General features: G+C 67.9%; 15 protein-coding genes and 5 pseudogenes. 9 read left to right on the forward strand and 11 right to left on the reverse strand.

What is annotated here, in order from left to right:
- Nucleotides 1–340, forward strand: a 340-nt coding sequence (locus ABZ865_RS41715) for an IS30 family transposase (RefSeq protein ID WP_361242689.1), incomplete at its 5' end; no start/stop codon positions are given.
- A 269-nt stretch (nucleotides 341–609) separates the two neighbouring features.
- On the opposite strand, the gene ABZ865_RS41720 is transcribed toward ABZ865_RS41715, so the two are convergent.
- Both ABZ865_RS41720 and ABZ865_RS41725 read right to left on the reverse strand, forming a co-directional pair.
- Nucleotides 610–840 carry an ATP-binding protein gene (locus tag ABZ865_RS41720; protein WP_361242692.1) on the reverse strand — a complete coding sequence of 77 codons (231 nt, stop codon included), beginning with the start codon at nucleotides 838–840 and terminating at the stop codon, nucleotides 610–612.
- A 142-nt stretch (nucleotides 841–982) separates the two neighbouring features.
- Entirely contained in the window at nucleotides 983–2,224 is a 1,242-nt protein-coding gene (locus ABZ865_RS41725; RefSeq protein ID WP_361242694.1) for a hypothetical protein, read from the reverse strand.
- Between the two features lie 82 nt (nucleotides 2,225–2,306).
- Between ABZ865_RS41725 and ABZ865_RS41730 the strand changes: the two are divergent.
- Nucleotides 2,307–2,462 (forward strand): annotated as a pseudogene (locus ABZ865_RS41730) (IS110 family transposase); the annotation flags it as partial.
- Between the two features lie 18 nt (nucleotides 2,463–2,480).
- Nucleotides 2,481–2,861 (forward strand): annotated as a pseudogene (locus ABZ865_RS41735) (transposase); the annotation flags it as partial.
- A gap of 15 nt (nucleotides 2,862–2,876) precedes the next feature.
- Here ABZ865_RS41735 and ABZ865_RS41740 read toward each other — a convergent pair.
- Together ABZ865_RS41740 and ABZ865_RS41745 are read right to left on the reverse strand one after the other, a co-directional pair.
- Entirely contained in the window at nucleotides 2,877–3,203 is a 327-nt protein-coding gene (locus tag ABZ865_RS41740) for an ankyrin repeat domain-containing protein (RefSeq protein ID WP_361242697.1), read from the reverse strand.
- A 205-nt stretch (nucleotides 3,204–3,408) separates the two neighbouring features.
- Nucleotides 3,409–3,537, reverse strand: a pseudogene (locus ABZ865_RS41745) (serine/threonine-protein phosphatase); the annotation flags it as partial.
- Nucleotides 3,538–3,902: 365 nt separating this feature from the next.
- On the opposite strand from ABZ865_RS41745, the gene ABZ865_RS41750 reads away from it, so the two are divergent.
- From ABZ865_RS41750 to ABZ865_RS41760, 3 genes are all read left to right on the forward strand, one after another.
- The gene (locus ABZ865_RS41750; RefSeq protein WP_361242700.1) at nucleotides 3,903–4,292 is read left to right on the forward strand and encodes a hypothetical protein; all 390 of its coding nucleotides are present in this window, start codon (nucleotides 3,903–3,905) and stop codon (nucleotides 4,290–4,292) included.
- Between the two features lie 295 nt (nucleotides 4,293–4,587).
- Nucleotides 4,588–4,992: an SsgA family sporulation/cell division regulator gene (locus ABZ865_RS41755; RefSeq protein ID WP_361242703.1), complete on the forward strand. Its 405-nt coding sequence runs from the start codon at nucleotides 4,588–4,590 to the stop codon at nucleotides 4,990–4,992.
- A gap of 819 nt (nucleotides 4,993–5,811) precedes the next feature.
- Nucleotides 5,812–6,519, forward strand: coding sequence for a helix-turn-helix domain-containing protein (locus tag ABZ865_RS41760; RefSeq protein WP_361242706.1), 708 nt, complete (start codon nucleotides 5,812–5,814; stop codon nucleotides 6,517–6,519).
- 151 nt (nucleotides 6,520–6,670) lie between these two features.
- Here the strand turns inward: ABZ865_RS41760 and ABZ865_RS41765 are convergent, their stop codons facing one another.
- Nucleotides 6,671–6,868, reverse strand: coding sequence for a hypothetical protein (locus ABZ865_RS41765; protein WP_361242728.1), 198 nt, complete (start codon nucleotides 6,866–6,868; stop codon nucleotides 6,671–6,673).
- Between ABZ865_RS41765 and ABZ865_RS41770 the strand changes: the two are divergent.
- Both ABZ865_RS41770 and ABZ865_RS41775 read left to right on the forward strand, forming a co-directional pair.
- Nucleotides 6,852–7,076 (forward strand): annotated as a pseudogene (locus ABZ865_RS41770) (IS5/IS1182 family transposase); the annotation flags it as partial. The gene ABZ865_RS41765 and the pseudogene ABZ865_RS41770 sit on opposite strands and share 17 nt — an antisense overlap.
- Nucleotides 7,077–7,210: 134 nt before the next feature.
- On the forward strand, nucleotides 7,211–7,357 hold the full coding sequence (locus ABZ865_RS41775; protein ID WP_361242709.1) for a hypothetical protein: 147 nt from the start codon (nucleotides 7,211–7,213) through the stop codon (nucleotides 7,355–7,357).
- Nucleotides 7,358–7,735: 378 nt separating this feature from the next.
- Here the strand turns inward: ABZ865_RS41775 and ABZ865_RS41780 are convergent, their stop codons facing one another.
- The 6 genes and pseudogenes from ABZ865_RS41780 to ABZ865_RS41805 all read right to left on the reverse strand — a co-directional run.
- Nucleotides 7,736–8,872 carry an LLM class flavin-dependent oxidoreductase gene (locus ABZ865_RS41780; protein WP_361242712.1) on the reverse strand — a complete coding sequence of 379 codons (1,137 nt, stop codon included), beginning with the start codon at nucleotides 8,870–8,872 and terminating at the stop codon, nucleotides 7,736–7,738.
- Complete coding sequence (locus tag ABZ865_RS41785) at nucleotides 8,869–9,387, reverse strand: hypothetical protein (RefSeq protein WP_361242715.1); 519 nt, start codon at nucleotides 9,385–9,387, stop codon at nucleotides 8,869–8,871. Before ABZ865_RS41785 ends, ABZ865_RS41780 begins: the two co-directional genes overlap by 4 nt.
- Nucleotides 9,377–10,105, reverse strand: coding sequence for a CE1759 family FMN reductase (locus tag ABZ865_RS41790; protein ID WP_361242718.1), 729 nt, complete (start codon nucleotides 10,103–10,105; stop codon nucleotides 9,377–9,379). The genes ABZ865_RS41785 and ABZ865_RS41790 overlap by 11 nt, the downstream gene beginning before the upstream one ends.
- A complete protein-coding gene (locus ABZ865_RS41795; RefSeq protein ID WP_361242721.1) occupies nucleotides 10,102–10,584 on the reverse strand; it encodes a MarR family winged helix-turn-helix transcriptional regulator in 483 nt (160 codons plus the stop codon). Before ABZ865_RS41795 ends, ABZ865_RS41790 begins: the two co-directional genes overlap by 4 nt.
- On the reverse strand, nucleotides 10,584–11,771 hold the full coding sequence (locus tag ABZ865_RS41800) for a CE1758 family FMN-dependent luciferase-like monooxygenase (RefSeq protein ID WP_361242726.1): 1,188 nt from the start codon (nucleotides 11,769–11,771) through the stop codon (nucleotides 10,584–10,586). Before ABZ865_RS41800 ends, ABZ865_RS41795 begins: the two co-directional genes overlap by 1 nt.
- Before the next feature lie 180 nt (nucleotides 11,772–11,951).
- A pseudogene (locus tag ABZ865_RS41805) lies at nucleotides 11,952–12,893 on the reverse strand (transposase); the annotation flags it as partial.
- A 204-nt stretch (nucleotides 12,894–13,097) separates the two neighbouring features.
- On the opposite strand from ABZ865_RS41805, the gene ABZ865_RS41810 reads away from it, so the two are divergent.
- Entirely contained in the window at nucleotides 13,098–14,084 is a 987-nt protein-coding gene (locus tag ABZ865_RS41810; protein ID WP_361242724.1) for an NAD-dependent epimerase/dehydratase family protein, read from the forward strand.
- The last annotated feature ends 183 nt before the right edge of the window (nucleotides 14,085–14,267 follow it).

The following is a 14,267-nucleotide window of genomic DNA, read 5'->3' on the forward strand; positions in this document are numbered from 1 at the left end:
CCACCTGCGCGACGCACTCATCGCCATCCTCAGCCGGCTGCCCGCACAAGCACGTCGGACTCTGACCTGGGACCATGGCTCGGAGATGGCTCAACACCACGAGATCGCCCCGTACTTCACCAACGACGTGTTCTTCGCACACCCCGCTAGCCCATGGCAGCGCGGCACCAACGAGAACACCAACGGACTGCTTCGCCAGTACCTGCCCAAGCGCACGAACCTCGCACTGCACTCCGCCGAGGACCTCCGAGCCATCGAGGAACGACTCAACAACCGACCCCGAAAGACCCTGGGTTGGCAGACCCCCGCCCAGGCATTCACCGCCGCTCTGACATCATGAGCCTGCAACGTTGCGACGATCATGCGAATTCACCCTGTTGTCCTCTGAGGACGTCGACAGCCCGTTCGTCTTGACCGTGTCGGACACGCTGTGCGATGTCCTGGTCTCCGCCTTCGGGGACGACATCGTGGCCGCGGCCGAGGCTTGGTCCGGGAAGGGAGGGGTTGTCGGACTCGATACGGCCACGGCAGCGGTGGCCCTGGCCGGCCTGGCCAGACGGGCTCACGCCGCGGACCTGCGTCTTTATTGCTGGTGGACTCTGTGACGGCTCACTCCCGTCCGGCCCGGTCTTTGGCCAGCAGCTCGCCTCGGGCCTGGGTCCGGTAGGAGTCGCCGGTGAGCGTGAGGACCTCGGCGTGGTGGACCAGGCGGTCGATCATCGCGGCCGCGACGACTCCGTCTGAGACGGTCTCTCCCCAGCGCCCGAAGGGCAGGTTCGAGTTCACCATCACGGAGCCCTGCTCATAGCGGGAGGCTCTGTGAACCCGGCATCCATGCACTCGGCGAACGAGCTGCCGCCGAACGCAAGCAGCACTAGCACACGCTGCAGCACGTCACCCTCAGCCCCGGTCGGATCGGCGGTATCGCCCGCGGCGTCCTTGTCCTCAACGGATTTTGGAAGTGATCACCGCTGAGAAATCATCACTCGCCAAAGCCAGCAAACTCGTCGGTCAAGGTACGGAGCACTTCAAGGCTCCCTGCCGCCCGGTTCATACATTCAGAGGTGCTGCTGCTGGCTTCAGTGAGCCGCAGCAAACGGTCGTCCAGTTTCTTTTCCGCGCGAGCCTCGACATCTTCCACTACAGCCGAGAGCAGCACGCCACCGACACCGGCGAAGACTGGTCCGGGGATCGGGATCGACACTCCGGCAACGGGAACCCTGATCGACTTTATATCTGTGATCATGACTGCCCTTGACACAGCAGCCGGCCACACCCTGCGCTTCACGAGCCCGAACCGTGCACGGACACTCTCGTCAAGTTGGCCAAGCCGGCCACATACGTCCTCGAGCTCAGCATGGAACCTGGCGATGGACTCGATTGTGCGCTCGGCCCGGGTCCTGGCGACGTCACCCCTGCCCTCGTGGTGGTCGAAGGCGACCTCGGCAAATCCGAACTGGACCGAAGCCGCATAGAGCTTGCTCAGCAGGTCGAGGTACAGCATCACCTCCTCCACGGCGCCCGCGCTCAGGCTCTTTTCTGACTTTCGTGAGGATCGGTGCTGCTTGACGCTCTCCAACTTCCTGACCGAGTCCTTGAGATGGCCCATGCACTTGCGCCTCGCATCACCCAGACGGTCCCCGATGACTGAGAACTCGCTCTCCCTGACGCCGTCCTCGCCATGGACACGAAGCCTCTCGACCAGATCCTCGACCCGCTCGACAACATGCTCGACGGCACCGATCTGGTCGGACTGCAGGTGGGCGTAGATCTCGTTAACCCGCTGCCGGATGTCTTTGATGTCCCGCGCCATCTCGGCTGTCTGGGCTTGAGCCGTGATGGCACCCAGGATCCCCACCGCACCTGACAGGGCAGCGGCACCCGTGACAGGGCGGATGCGAATCACACGAGCGTATCGGTTTTGATCGTCGCGGAGGGTGCCCTGGATCCAGCCTCCCGGCTCGGTGATCTTCTTGAGGTCCGGCCACATGGCGCGGGAGGTCGGGTCGAGTTCGACCCAATGGGCAGCCAGACGCTTGGCCTCGATGAAGGCCTGGGTCGCAGGGTCAAGTGTCCGCACGAGAGAGGCGAGTTCGGAGGAGGTGAAGTCGGAGATCCAGCGACCCCAACGTGAACGCTCAGTCCCGGAAGGGGCACCGATCACAATTGCTCGATCGTCGGTTACTTGTACGACGATGTCTTCAGGTTCATCGCTCGGCGCCACTGCGCTCAGCCCCCTCGATTGGACTCGACAGCGGTCGATCGTAGCTCTACGCACATAGGTAAGACGAATCAGTGAACCGTCGCGACGAGCCGACGGAGACCGCCATACCGCCGCCCAGCGCAACCTCTTCAACCGCATGCTCGGCTGCCTCCACCACTGCCTCACCAAGCGCACCCCCTACGACGAACTCACCGCGTTCCCCACCAAGCCGACCCCACAACTCGCCATCGCCGCTTGACAGATCAACTGCATCGGACTCCTGACGTCGCTGCCGGGAGTCGGCGTCAGGACCGGGGCCAGGATCCTCATCGAGGTCGGCGACGGCAGCACCTTCCCGACCGCCGGCCACCTCGCTGCTTACGCCGGTCTCGCCCCGGCGATCCGGAACTCGGGCTCCTCGATCCGCGGCGAACAGCCCTCCCGGCGGGGAAACAAGCAGCTCAAACGGGCTTTCTTCCTTTCCGCGTTCGCCGCCCTGGGAGACCCGGCTTCGCGGGCCTACTACGACAGGAAGATCGCGCAGGGCAAGCACCACACCCAGGCCCTGCTCTGCCTCGCCCGACGCCGGGCCGATGTCCTCTTCGCCATGCTCCGCGACGGAACCTTCTACGAGCCACGGCCTGCCAAAGCCACCTGACCTGCATAAACTGCACTACGAAACAGGACGATCCCCGAGATGCACCGCGGCATCTGAACCAATACGCCAGTCGGCAAGGCGCTGCGGACTCACACCGTGAAGGTTGTCCATGTCCGGATCGGCGCCGGCATTGACCAGCAGCGACAGCACCGCGCCATCACTTCGATAGGTGAACACCGCCTGCCACAAAGGCGTATTGCCCTGCTCGTCGGGGGCATCCACTTCCGCACCCGCAGCCAGGAGAGAGCCGACAGCCGCGGCATCCTGCTCATCCGCCGCGAAGTGCAGCGGCGTCCACCCCCGGCGGCTTTCACGACCCAAGCCCTGAACCTCATCCGTCATGCCAGCCATCATCACGGCAGCTTGACGAAGGACATAGGGGCACCCCCCCCACGCGGGTGGCGTAGTCCTGGAGTACAGGTCCAGGGGATCTGCCCATGATCACCGAACACGGGCGGCACCGCGGCAGGGGCCTGGGCATCTTCCGATGGGTGGTCGAGTGGGCCACGCCGGCGTGGCATGAGGTCGTCCCAGGTTTGGGAGTGCACCCTTGGACGTCACCGAACTCCATTGCGACCGCGCCGTCGGGCATCACGAAGGCGTCGTACCAGTCTCCGCCGATGTCCAGCCCGTCCCGGCTCGGTCGGTAGCGGGCGGCGACCTCCAGGCCGGGGAGATGCTCCGGTGGGGGTGTCGTCGTGGTCAACGAGGGGGCGGGTGGGCAGCGGTCTGCCGCCGCTGGGCTCGATCATCCTGTCGTCGGTGCACCCGGGCCCCTGATCCCTGTTCCTCCAGGTCGGACCCGGCGCCCGCCGTCCCGTCCGCCGCCCCGCCATTCGTTGCCGGTCGACCCCTGCGACGTGCTGTGATGAGCCTCACCGCAAACATGAGGGGCCCCTCAAGTACGCTGGCGACGTCGAACATGAGGGCCCCCTCCGGATGATCCCCACAGTTCGACACCCGGCCGATCCGGATTCCCCGGATCACGGACAGGACGGCCGCCCGGTCGACGGAATCGCGGCACATCACAAGGAGATGACCATGAACAAGTGGATCAAGCGCGTCTCGACCGCTGTCGCTTCCACCGCGCTGGCAGGCGGAGCCCTTCTCGGAGTCAGCGGCACGGCGTCAGCGGCGACGGCCTCGGCACCCGGGGAGCACACACAGTCCCCGATCACCGCCTTCGCCACCAGCGGCGACCACGCGGATGCATACCAGGGCGCCCACCACGAGGCGCAGGGCGACAGGTGGGGCGTACCCCGCGGCTGGTACACGAACGACGACCGCCAGGGCTACTACGGGCAAGAGCGCTGGAGCGGTGGCCACGTGTACGTCTGGGACGGGTACCGCTGGGACGAGGCGACGACATACCGCGTCAGCGCCGAGCGCTGGCACCTGGACCAGGTCGCGTGGTCCGTGGACCAGCGCTGATGCGGCCACAGGCCGGCACGGTCGGCTTGACCGGCCGCAACGACGTGACTGCGGGTTGTGCCGTTGCGACTCGGCAACCGACCGCTCGCCGAACCGGCATCGAGCGCGAGCCGGTGACATCGCCGCCCCGCCGAACAGGAAGAACACGCGGGAGCCGCGTGTGCCGCTCCCGCCCGCGGCGCCCCAGGTCGCGCCGGCGTGCGCCACGCCCCGCGTCCCTGCGCACACGGGGAGCGATCGTGGTGCTAAACGAGCAGGGACGTGGAAGTGAGGGACAGTGAGATCGGTCAGAACCGTGGCACACGAGCTGCCCGTGCGGCTTGTCCTGTCGCACGACCTGTCGGTGTCGATACGTACAGAACTGGGGTACGAAGCGGATGATCCCTATGCCGTGCGTGCCGTCTTCCACACCCTGGACCAGAGCGGAACGGTCGAGTGGTTCCTCAGCCGCGACATGCTCACTCAGGCTCTGAGCGAGCACACCGGGCACGGAGACGTGCGCATGTGGCCGACCAGCGACGCGGGACGCGACGTGGTGTACATGGTTCTCACTTCGCCTGCGGGATCGGCTCTGCTCGAGTTCCCCGCGCAGAGCGTGGAATCCTTCCTGCGCGACACGTGGTCCGCGGTGCCGCCGGGGACTGAATCCAGCCGCCTCAACCTGGACGCCGAGCTGGCACAGCTGCTGGCGGGAAACTGACGCCTCTGCCTGGATGGTGAGGGCCCCATGAGCCTCGGGTCGGATGCCGACCGCGGCACCGGGCCCGCTGCATGTCCCGTTGCCCGGTGCGGCCTGCCGCGGCTCACGCCTTCTCGCCGCACTCGCGGCATTCCTCTTCGGGGCACTCGAGAGGGGTGAGGGTCCGGTCGACCTGCTGGGGTCAGCGGGGGCTCAGGCAGCTCGTGAGCCTGCTGACGGCGGACGCCCCGTTGTCTTGCCCTGGCCCAGGCCGGGATCATCCAGGCCGCACGTGCCGTCGCCCCCAACGCCTGGCGCCGCCACCTGCACCTCCTGCTTGACGCGCCTTTCGCGCCGAGTGCGCCCATCACGAGCTACGCGCCGAAGACGACGAGACTCCGGCTCAGCCGCTAGGAGATCCTGCCGCGCGAGCGGGAGTACCCCACCGTGCTCCACGCCCTCACACTCTGCCGATTCCCCGCCAGCCTGCACCACGGAGCGGCGGACAAAGCACGGAGGGAAGATCATGCAGAAGCTCATGGGGCGTATCGCGACCGTAAGCGTTTCTGCGGCATTCGCCGGAGGCCCTCTGCCCGCCGCCGACGACTCAGTGACTGCGGCCACTTCTCAGGACAGTGGGCCCGCCAGTCGTGGTCTGAGGTGGAGCAGGCTGTGTACGGGGCCGTGCGGCCTGCGCAGGGAGACCCGGTCGTGGAGTAGTCGGGCGTGCACCCGTCCTGGCCCAGGGGCCCTGCGTGTGTGCTCCTGGTCCACGTTCCGTCCGCACCGTGAGTAAGATCACAACCTAATTCGAGGGCCCCCTCATGTTAGTCTCGATGTATGAGTCACCAGCACGTCCCGTCCGCGCTCCAGGCGTCGGCCAAGCCGCTGCGCCGCGACGCGCAGCGCAACAGGGACGCGATCGTGGCCGCCGCCCGCAAGGCCTTCGCCGAGCAGGGGCTGGACGCTTCCCTGGAGGGTGTTGCCCGCGAAGCAGGTGTCGCGATCGGGACGGTCTACCGGCACTTCCCCCGCAGGCTCGACCTGGTCGAAGAACTCTTCACCGCGAAGTTCACGGATCTGCTCGCCGCAGCCGAAGAAGCCGCAGCCATGGACGACGCCTGGGAGGGGTTCTGCCACTACCTGGAAAAGCTCTGTGAACTGCAGGCCTGTGACCGCGCCTTCAACGACCTGGTCTCGGCCCGCCTGCCGGTCCACGCGCTCGGCAGGGGAATGTTCGAGCGCACGAAGGAACGGATCGCTCAGATCTTCCGCAACGCCCAGGAGCAGGGCGTTCTCCGCGAGGATGTCACCCCGGACGACCTCGCTTTCGTGATCTGGTCCCAGGCCGGGATCATCCAGGCCACACGTGCCGTCGCGCCCAACGCCTGGCGCCGCCACCTGCACCTGCTGCTCGACGCCTTTCGCGCCGAGTGCGCCCACCACGAGCTGCCTGAGCCCCCGCTGACCCCCCAGCAGGTCGACCAGACCCTCACCACTCTCGAGTGCCCCGAAGAGGAATGCCGCGAGTGCCGCGAGGAGGCATGAGCCGCGGCTGACGACGCCGGGCAACAGGGCACACGAGATCGGGTAATGCGGCATACCACGTTGGGCGAAAGGACATGCGGCGGGCCTGGTGCCGTGGCCGGCATCCGGGCCCTCAGTCCCACGAGGGGCGTCACCATCCAGGGGATGGCGTTCAGTTTTCCGCCAGCAGCTGTGCCAGCTCGGCGTCCAGGTCGACCCGGCTGGATTCGGCCCCCGGCGGCACCACGGACCACGTTTCGCGCAGGACGGATTCCACGCCCTGCGCGGGGAACTCGAGCAGGGCTGGATGCGTAGGTGAGAACCAGAAACGGTTGTCGAGGAGTACTGAGGACCACAATGCCGCGGGCATCGCCCTGTTGAACCAGGTCGCCGAGCACACCGGAGAAAGCGTCGAGAAGGCCCCGGGCGACCAAGGTTTCAAGAACCAGGTCGTCGTGGACGGAATCAGCCTGGGCATCAACGTCGAGATCGTCGAACGAAACCCGCAGGAGGCGGGGTTCGTCCCGCAGCCGAAGCGGTGGAGGGTCGAGCAGACCTACGGCATCTTGATATTGCACGGGCCCGCGGCCGGCAGGGCGTTCGGCAGCCAGCGGATCTAGACGGACTTGTCCACGGCCGTGATGTCGGTGCTGACCGGCGTCTTCATATGGGGGCTTCCCGCCACACCGAGTGGAACTCGCACAACGTCCTCATGACAGGCAGCAAGGCCCTGTTCGTGGACTGGGGATGGGCCCCCACCGGCGCCGCCTGGATCGATCCGGCGCTGTGGCTCATCGCTCACGGCCACCACCCGACCAGGCTGAGAACGTTGCCGCCGCTCACCCCGCGTGGGAGCTGACCCCGTCCTCAGGACTCAACGTGTGTGTCCGGGTCCAGGATCGGATCTGGACGTCGATCGCCGGGAGCGGCGACGAGTGGGCACGACCCACGCAGCGTGCCGCCCGCGCCTGGCACGAGCACCGGCAATCCATGTTCTGACCGTCACTCGTGCGCGCTTGGAGCCCCGCCACAGTGGGGGCTTCGGCGTTTCTCCGTCACCACGAAAGTCGTCGGCTGCGGCGTCGTAGGCACGTACGCGGCTGTGGGGACCGGTGCAGACAAGGGCGCGCGATCGCGGCCAGGCCGAGGCTGAGCGCATCGCAGTCACCGCAGCGGATGCAGCAGATCGGTGGTGACGCGCTCCGAGTCGCCGACGGTCGGCCACGCTCCCGTGCGATCAGCGCTGCGCCCGTTCGATCTTCGTGGCGGCATCGGGGACGGTCCGGCCGTGGACGGCGGGGCGACCGCCGTACGGGTCCTCGTCGCTCCACAGAGCCGTCGGGGCAGCCTTGCGGACCACCGGTATGACCTCGCTCGCGAACCGTTCGAGCATGGCGAGTTGCTGCTCGTGCGGGATCACCGTCGGGAGGCTGAAGGACTGAAGATCGTGTCCGAACCCCTCGTGGAACCAGAGGATCTTCTCGGCGATCTGCTGCGGCGACCCGACCAGGACAGGGCCACGCTCGATGGCGTCCTCGATTGTCGCGAACGTCATCTCGTTGCCAGGCGTGTGGTTCCCGGGCTGGTTGAAGTACGCCACGATCTGCTCATACGTCGGCCCGAAGGCCTTTTTCGCTTCCTGGGTCGTGTCGGCCAAGTAGAGGAAGCCGGCCCCTGCGCCGACGTAGGCGAACCGCGGGTCGTGCCCGTGCCGGACGTACTCCGCGCGGTAGTGATCGATGAGTACGGTGTACTGGTCGCGGGGCTGGATGGCGTTGGCGGAGAAGAGCGGGTCGCCCCACTTCGCCGCGAGGCTCGCCGAGGTCAGCGTGGTCGCCGACCCGTGCCATACCCGAGGGGCGCCGGCGAAGGGGCGCGGCAGGCTGGTGACCTCGCTCAGCGGTCCGCGGAAGCGACCCTCCCAGGTGACCTTCTCCTCGCGCCACAGTCGGCGCAGCAGCTCGTACTTCTCCGCCAGCGCGTCCCATTGGTCGCCGTTCTCGATACCGAACATCGGCAGCTGACGCATTTCGTTGCCTTTGCCGATGACGAGTTCGAGTCGGCCGCGGGAGAGCTGGTCGACCGTGGCGTAGTCCTCGGCGACGCGCAGCGGGTCGTGGATCGACAGGACCGAGACGCCCGTCTGGATCCGGACCCGGCTGGTGGTCGCGGCGATCGCACCGAGCAGGACCGTGACACCGCTGGAGAGGAAGGCACCGGCGTGCCGTTCGCCCAGCCCGACCGCGTCGAAGCCGAACTGCTCGGCGTAGCGCGCGGAGCTCAGCGCCTGGGAGTACCGCTCATCGGGACGGATCTCGCGCCCGGTCACGGGGTTCTTGAGGTTCGGCAGGATGTCGAGGACTTGGAACTTCATGAGTGGACCTCGGATTCTTCGCTGGACGTGCCCGTCGGACCGACAAGGGACAGTGCGGTGGCCTTCCACTGCCGCAGCAGGCTGTTGACCGCCTGGCGGCTGGCGCGGTTGGAGCCGACGGTGGACTGGGACAGTCCGAAGCCGACCAGGTGCACACGTGGTTCACCGGCCACCTGGGTGCCGCGCATGGTGATCCCGCCGAGCTCGTTGCGCAGCCCCAGAGGCTCCAGGTGCGCCAGGGCGGCGAAGATGCCGTTCACGGTACCCATCCGTAGCGACTCCCAGCGGTGCCGCCACGCCCCGCCGGCCGCCGGTTCGGCATCGAGCACCACGAAGGTGCGGTCGTTGTCGGAGCCGACGGGGAGGGTCAGGGCGCTGGCGAAGCCGCGCCGCTTGAGGTGGTAGCCGGCCGAGAGCCCCGACTGTCCGCCGCCTATGACCACCACCGTCGCGCGTCGGCCTGCTCGCTCGGATCCCGCCTGTCCCCTTTCCGGGGCGGGTGCGTCAACGGACATCGGCCCGGTCACCACCTTGAGGGCGTGCGCTTCCGCCGCTGGCGAGTCGCATGAGATCGGTGGTGAAGTCGACGTCGTCCAGGGACCGTTGCGCCCGTGTGGCGTTGCCGCCGAACCGGTGGTCGTAGCCACTCCAGTTGCTGTCGGCGATCTGCCGACCTGCTCCGCTGCGCAGCATGACGGAGAGCTCTTGTGCGGCTCGGGCGATGCGCTTGCCGAGGTCGGTCGACGCCCAGTCCTCGGGTGCGGCGTACAGGGAGGTCGGCACCGGGATGGTGCGCAGGAACCCGAACAGCGGCCGGAGCTGGTCGTCGACGACCATGGCGTGTCGTGCGCTTCCGCCCGTCGCGGCGAGAACGACCGGTTTGGCGATGAGCAGGTCGTTGTCGATCAGGTCCGCGAACGACTTGAACAGGCCGCTGATCCCCGCCTTGTAGACCGGGGTGGCGGCGATGACCGTGTCGGCCCGCGCGAGCAGTTCCATGGCCGACTGCACTTTCGGGTTCAGCATGCCGGAGACGATGCTCTGCGCGATGTCCGTGGCGAGAGGAGCGAGGTCGAGCGAGCGCACGGTGGCTGGCGTGCCTGACGCCTCGAGGGTGTCGACCGTCTTCTGGGCTATGCGGTCGGCGAGCAGCCGGGTAGAGGACGGATCGCTGACACCGGCGTTGACGACGGTGATCGTCACCGAGGTCGCGGCGGGGTTGAGGTCGTTCATGCGGTGTCCCTCGTGGGTGCTTTCGTGTGGTGGGCGGCGGAGGCCGGGGCCGCGGCGACCAGTGCGCGGCCGAGCTCACGCAGCGTCTCCAGTTGTTCGCGGGTCAGGGCGCGGGTCATCGCGGCCGTGACGTGCCGAGCATGTGCGCGGCCGAGGCGCCGTTGCACTTCACGGCCTTCGGCGGTGAGAACGATGCGGCAGGCGCGGGCGTCGTCGGGATCGGGCCGCCGTTCGACGAGCCCCCGCTTCTCCAGGCGGGCGACGAGGCGGGACACCCCCGCCTGGGTGAGCAGAGCGTCGTCGATCAGGTCGGTGATCCGCAAGCCGTCCCTCGCTCCGGCCAGCGCGTAGAGCACGCCGTAGTCGCGCGGCGGGAAGCCACCCCAGTCGCCCTCGTGCTCGAACTCTCGCGCGAGGGTCGCCTGGGCCCGGAACATCGCCTCCCAGGCCTCGTTCGCCAGTCGGCTGACGCCGGCCATCAGAACGCCGCCGGGAAGCTGGCTTCGACGGCCGGGTTGCTGTCCTGGTACGGCGAGGTGCCCGACAGGTTGTCGCCTCGGATCGGGTTGGGGCGCGGCTGACGCGGCTCGGCGTCGCCGTACTTCGCCTTGACCAGGGAGGCGTGCGTCGGAGCGTCGGGGACACCGGGCTTGCGGCGGGCCGCCATCTCCTTGCGCAGCACGGGCACCACCTCAGTGCCCAGCAGTTCGACCTGTTCCAACGCCATGTCGAGGGGCAGGCCGAGGGCGTCGACCGAGAAGAGCTGGCGTTGGTAGTCCCCGAAGCCCTCCTGGAAGGTGAGGACCTTCTCGATCACTTCCTGGGGGCTGCCGACGGTCAGCGGCGTGCCCGCCATGTAGTCCGCCAGCTTCGAGCCGCGAAAGAGGGGATAGTTCTCGAAGTAGGGCCGATAGGTGTTGATCGCGTCCTGGGAGCGCTTGGCGACGAACGCCTGGCCGCCCAGTCCGACGATGGCCTGCTCGGCGGTGCCGTGGCCGTAGTGCTCATACCGTCGCCGGTAGAGTTCGACGATCGGCTTGAAGTGGAAGTTCGGGGCCAGGATGTGGTTGGCGAAGAAGCCGTTGCCGTAGTACGCCGCTTGTTCGGCGGTCTCAGGGCTGCGGATCGAGCCGTGCCACACGAACGGCGGGACGTCGTCCAGTGGGCGCGGGGTGGAGGTGAAGCCCTGCAGCGGGGTGCGGAAGTGTCCTTCCCAGTCGACCACGTCCTCGCGCCACAGCCGGTGGAGCAGGTTGTAGTTCTCCAGGGCGAGGGGGACACCCTGGCGGATGTCCTTGCCGAACCACGGATACACGGGCACGGTGTTCCCGCGTCCGAGCATCAGGTCCAGCCGCCCCTTGGCGACGTGTTGCACCATCGCGTAGTCCTCGGCGATCTTCACCGGGTCATTGGTCGTGATCAGGGTCACCGCGGTGCTCAGGATGATCCGTTCCGTCAGCGCCGCGATGTGGGCGAGCAGCGCCGGCGGCGAGGACATCACGAACGGTGGATTGTGGTGCTCACCCAGTGCGAAGACATCGAGGCCCACTTCGTCGGCCCGCCGGGCGATCTTGATCAGGTTGCCGATCCGCTCCGCCTCGCTCTGGGTACGTCCCGTCGTCGGGTCGGGCGAGATGTCGCCGACTCCGAAGATGCCGAACTGCATGCTGCGCTCCTTGCTGATACATGACTTCGCATGCAAATCAAACAACATGACTGAGCATGTATTCCCCTGGGGCCGACCAGCGGCGCTGTGATCCCTGTCACAGCTCGTACAACGGCTCGGACGCCGACGGCAGCCACAAGGCGGACGGCCCGGATCGGCTGTGGAGCGGCGACCGGAGCCTGCGGGGTCGGCCGCGCGCCCTATGCGCAGGTGATCGCGGTAAGGGCCGACAAGGGTGGGCCGGTGCTGAGGCGCGATGCGCAGGGCCGTCGGCTCGGGGATGCGGGCGTAGCGTTTGACAGTGTTCAGGGCCAGCCCGAGGCGGGGGAAGCAGTCGAGTAGGCCGACGCCCTGGCCGAGTAGAGCGTGGACCTTGCGCCAGCGCTCGCGGGTGCTCTGCTCCCGCACTCCGCCGAGGCGGGGTGGGTTGACCGTGGCCCAACACGGAGCGCGCGCGGACCTCGGTCAGGACCTTGTCGCACAGGTTGCAGAACAGGTGCCAGCGGTCGCTGACCTGCACCGCGTTCGGTGGTCCCGGCGGATCGCCTCGGCTTAGGTGGCCGATCCGTCCTGGCACACGACCTCGGCGCCGAAATGATCGCGCAGCCAGGCTTCCAGAGCGGCGGCCTCGCGGTGGGGCAGTACGTCGATGCGTTCACCGGTCTCGGCGTTGATGATGATGGTGTCGTAGCCGTGGAGGCGACGCAGGGCGAAGTCGTCGACCCCGATCACCCGCCGGACGCGCACTGTCGGCGTGGGATGCGTCGCAGCAGTCGCAGGACGGTGGCGCAGAAGAAGAGCATGGCCAGTGACGGGGCGAGGCGGGCGGCTGCCCGGCCGCATGACTCTTTGACGACGGCAGACACCTGCCTGGTCAGACGGGTGGTGCGGCGTTGATGGCGCTCCAGCAGCCCTGGGATCTACTCACGGAAGGTCTGCCGCAGGCAGCCCAGGACCAAACAGACCAGCCGTCGGATACGAAGGTGAGCCACGACCCGTCGGCCGTCCATCGGAGCACCTGCCCGGTTGGCATCCCGCAGACCGGGCAGGGCACGCGACATCCCGGGTCCGGGCCATGACCCGGACCACCTCCCCGTCATCCGCCACATCCTCGATGATCAACGCCGCAGCCCGGAAAGCACCACAGCCGCAAGGGAGTTGACGTCATCCATGGCTCATGGTCGCAGACCGAGGCGTAGCGTCACCACCGACTACGGAACAGAGCCGAGCCTCCATCAGACCCGGAGCGCTTCAATCTGACGGCTGACCATCTGCTGTCAGCGAATCCGCCTGGCCGGGTGGTGATCCCGGTGCTTGTGTGTCGGTATGGAGATCCTGGTTCTGGGCGGAACGGCATGGGTGGCTCGAGAGCTGTCGCGGCAGGCGATCGACCGCGGCCATCGGGTGACTTGCCTCGCGCGTGGCGAGAGCGGAGAAGTCGCGGACGGAGCGACACTGGTCGCGGCCGACCGGCGCGACCCGTCGGCGTACGAGGCCCTGCTCGACCGCGTATGGGACGCGGTCGTCGAGGTGTCATGGCAGCCGGGTTTCGTTCGTGGAGCGCTCGACGTGCTGGGCAGCAAGGCCGGGCACTGGGTGTATGTCTCGTCCGGCAACGCCTACGCCTCCCACGCCACGCTGGGGGCGGACGAGTCCGCGGCCCTGCTCGCCCCGACGGATAGGAGCGAGGTCGACCGCGAGTTGTACGGCGAGGCGAAGGTCGCCTGCGAGCAGGCGTCGACGGCCGCTGTGGGCGACCGCCTCCTCATCGCACGAGCCGGGCTCATCGGCGGCCCGGGCGATCACAGCGGGCGCTCCGGCTACTGGGTCGCCCGCGCCGCACGCGATCCGCGAGGGCCGATGCTGGTCCCCGACACACCGGCCATGCCCACCCAGGTGGTCGACGTGCGCGACCTCACCTCCTGGCTGCTCGACTCTGCGGAGACGGGAACCACCGGCACGTACAACGCCGTCGGCCCGGTCGTTCCGTTCGAAGAGTGGATCGAGCTGTCCCGCGCCGCCGGCGGGCACACCGGTCCGGTGGTCACCGCCGAATCGGCGTGGCTGCTCGCCAACGGCGTGGCCCAGTACATGGGGTCCGAATCGCTGGCGATGTGGCTGGTTGAGCCGGGCTGGGAAGGGTGGTCGGCCCGGGACGGGTCCGCGGCGCGCGCCGCGGGGCTGCGTCACCGGCCTCCAGCGGAGATGCTGGCCGACACGCTGCGCTGGGAACGCGAGCAGGGGCTGGACCGGGAAAGGCGCGCAGGCCTCAGCGCGCAGCGCGAGCGCGAGCTGCTCGACGCCCTCGGCTGACGGCGCTGGACCGGTCTCCCACATCCGAGCGTCTGTACAGGCGCCTTCCGTTCCGACTTCCTGATCTCGTGGTGGGCCCGGCCGAGAACCGGTACAGCCGGCCCTGAAGAGCTACTGATTTTCGCCGGACTCGGCCAGCTGGAGTTCTCGGGCGAGGGTGATGTAGAGCGCCGTGATGGTGGT

The sequence above is a fragment of the Streptomyces sp. NPDC047085 genome, assembly GCF_040643735.1.
Classification (GTDB): Bacteria; Actinomycetota; Actinomycetes; order Streptomycetales; family Streptomycetaceae; genus Streptomyces.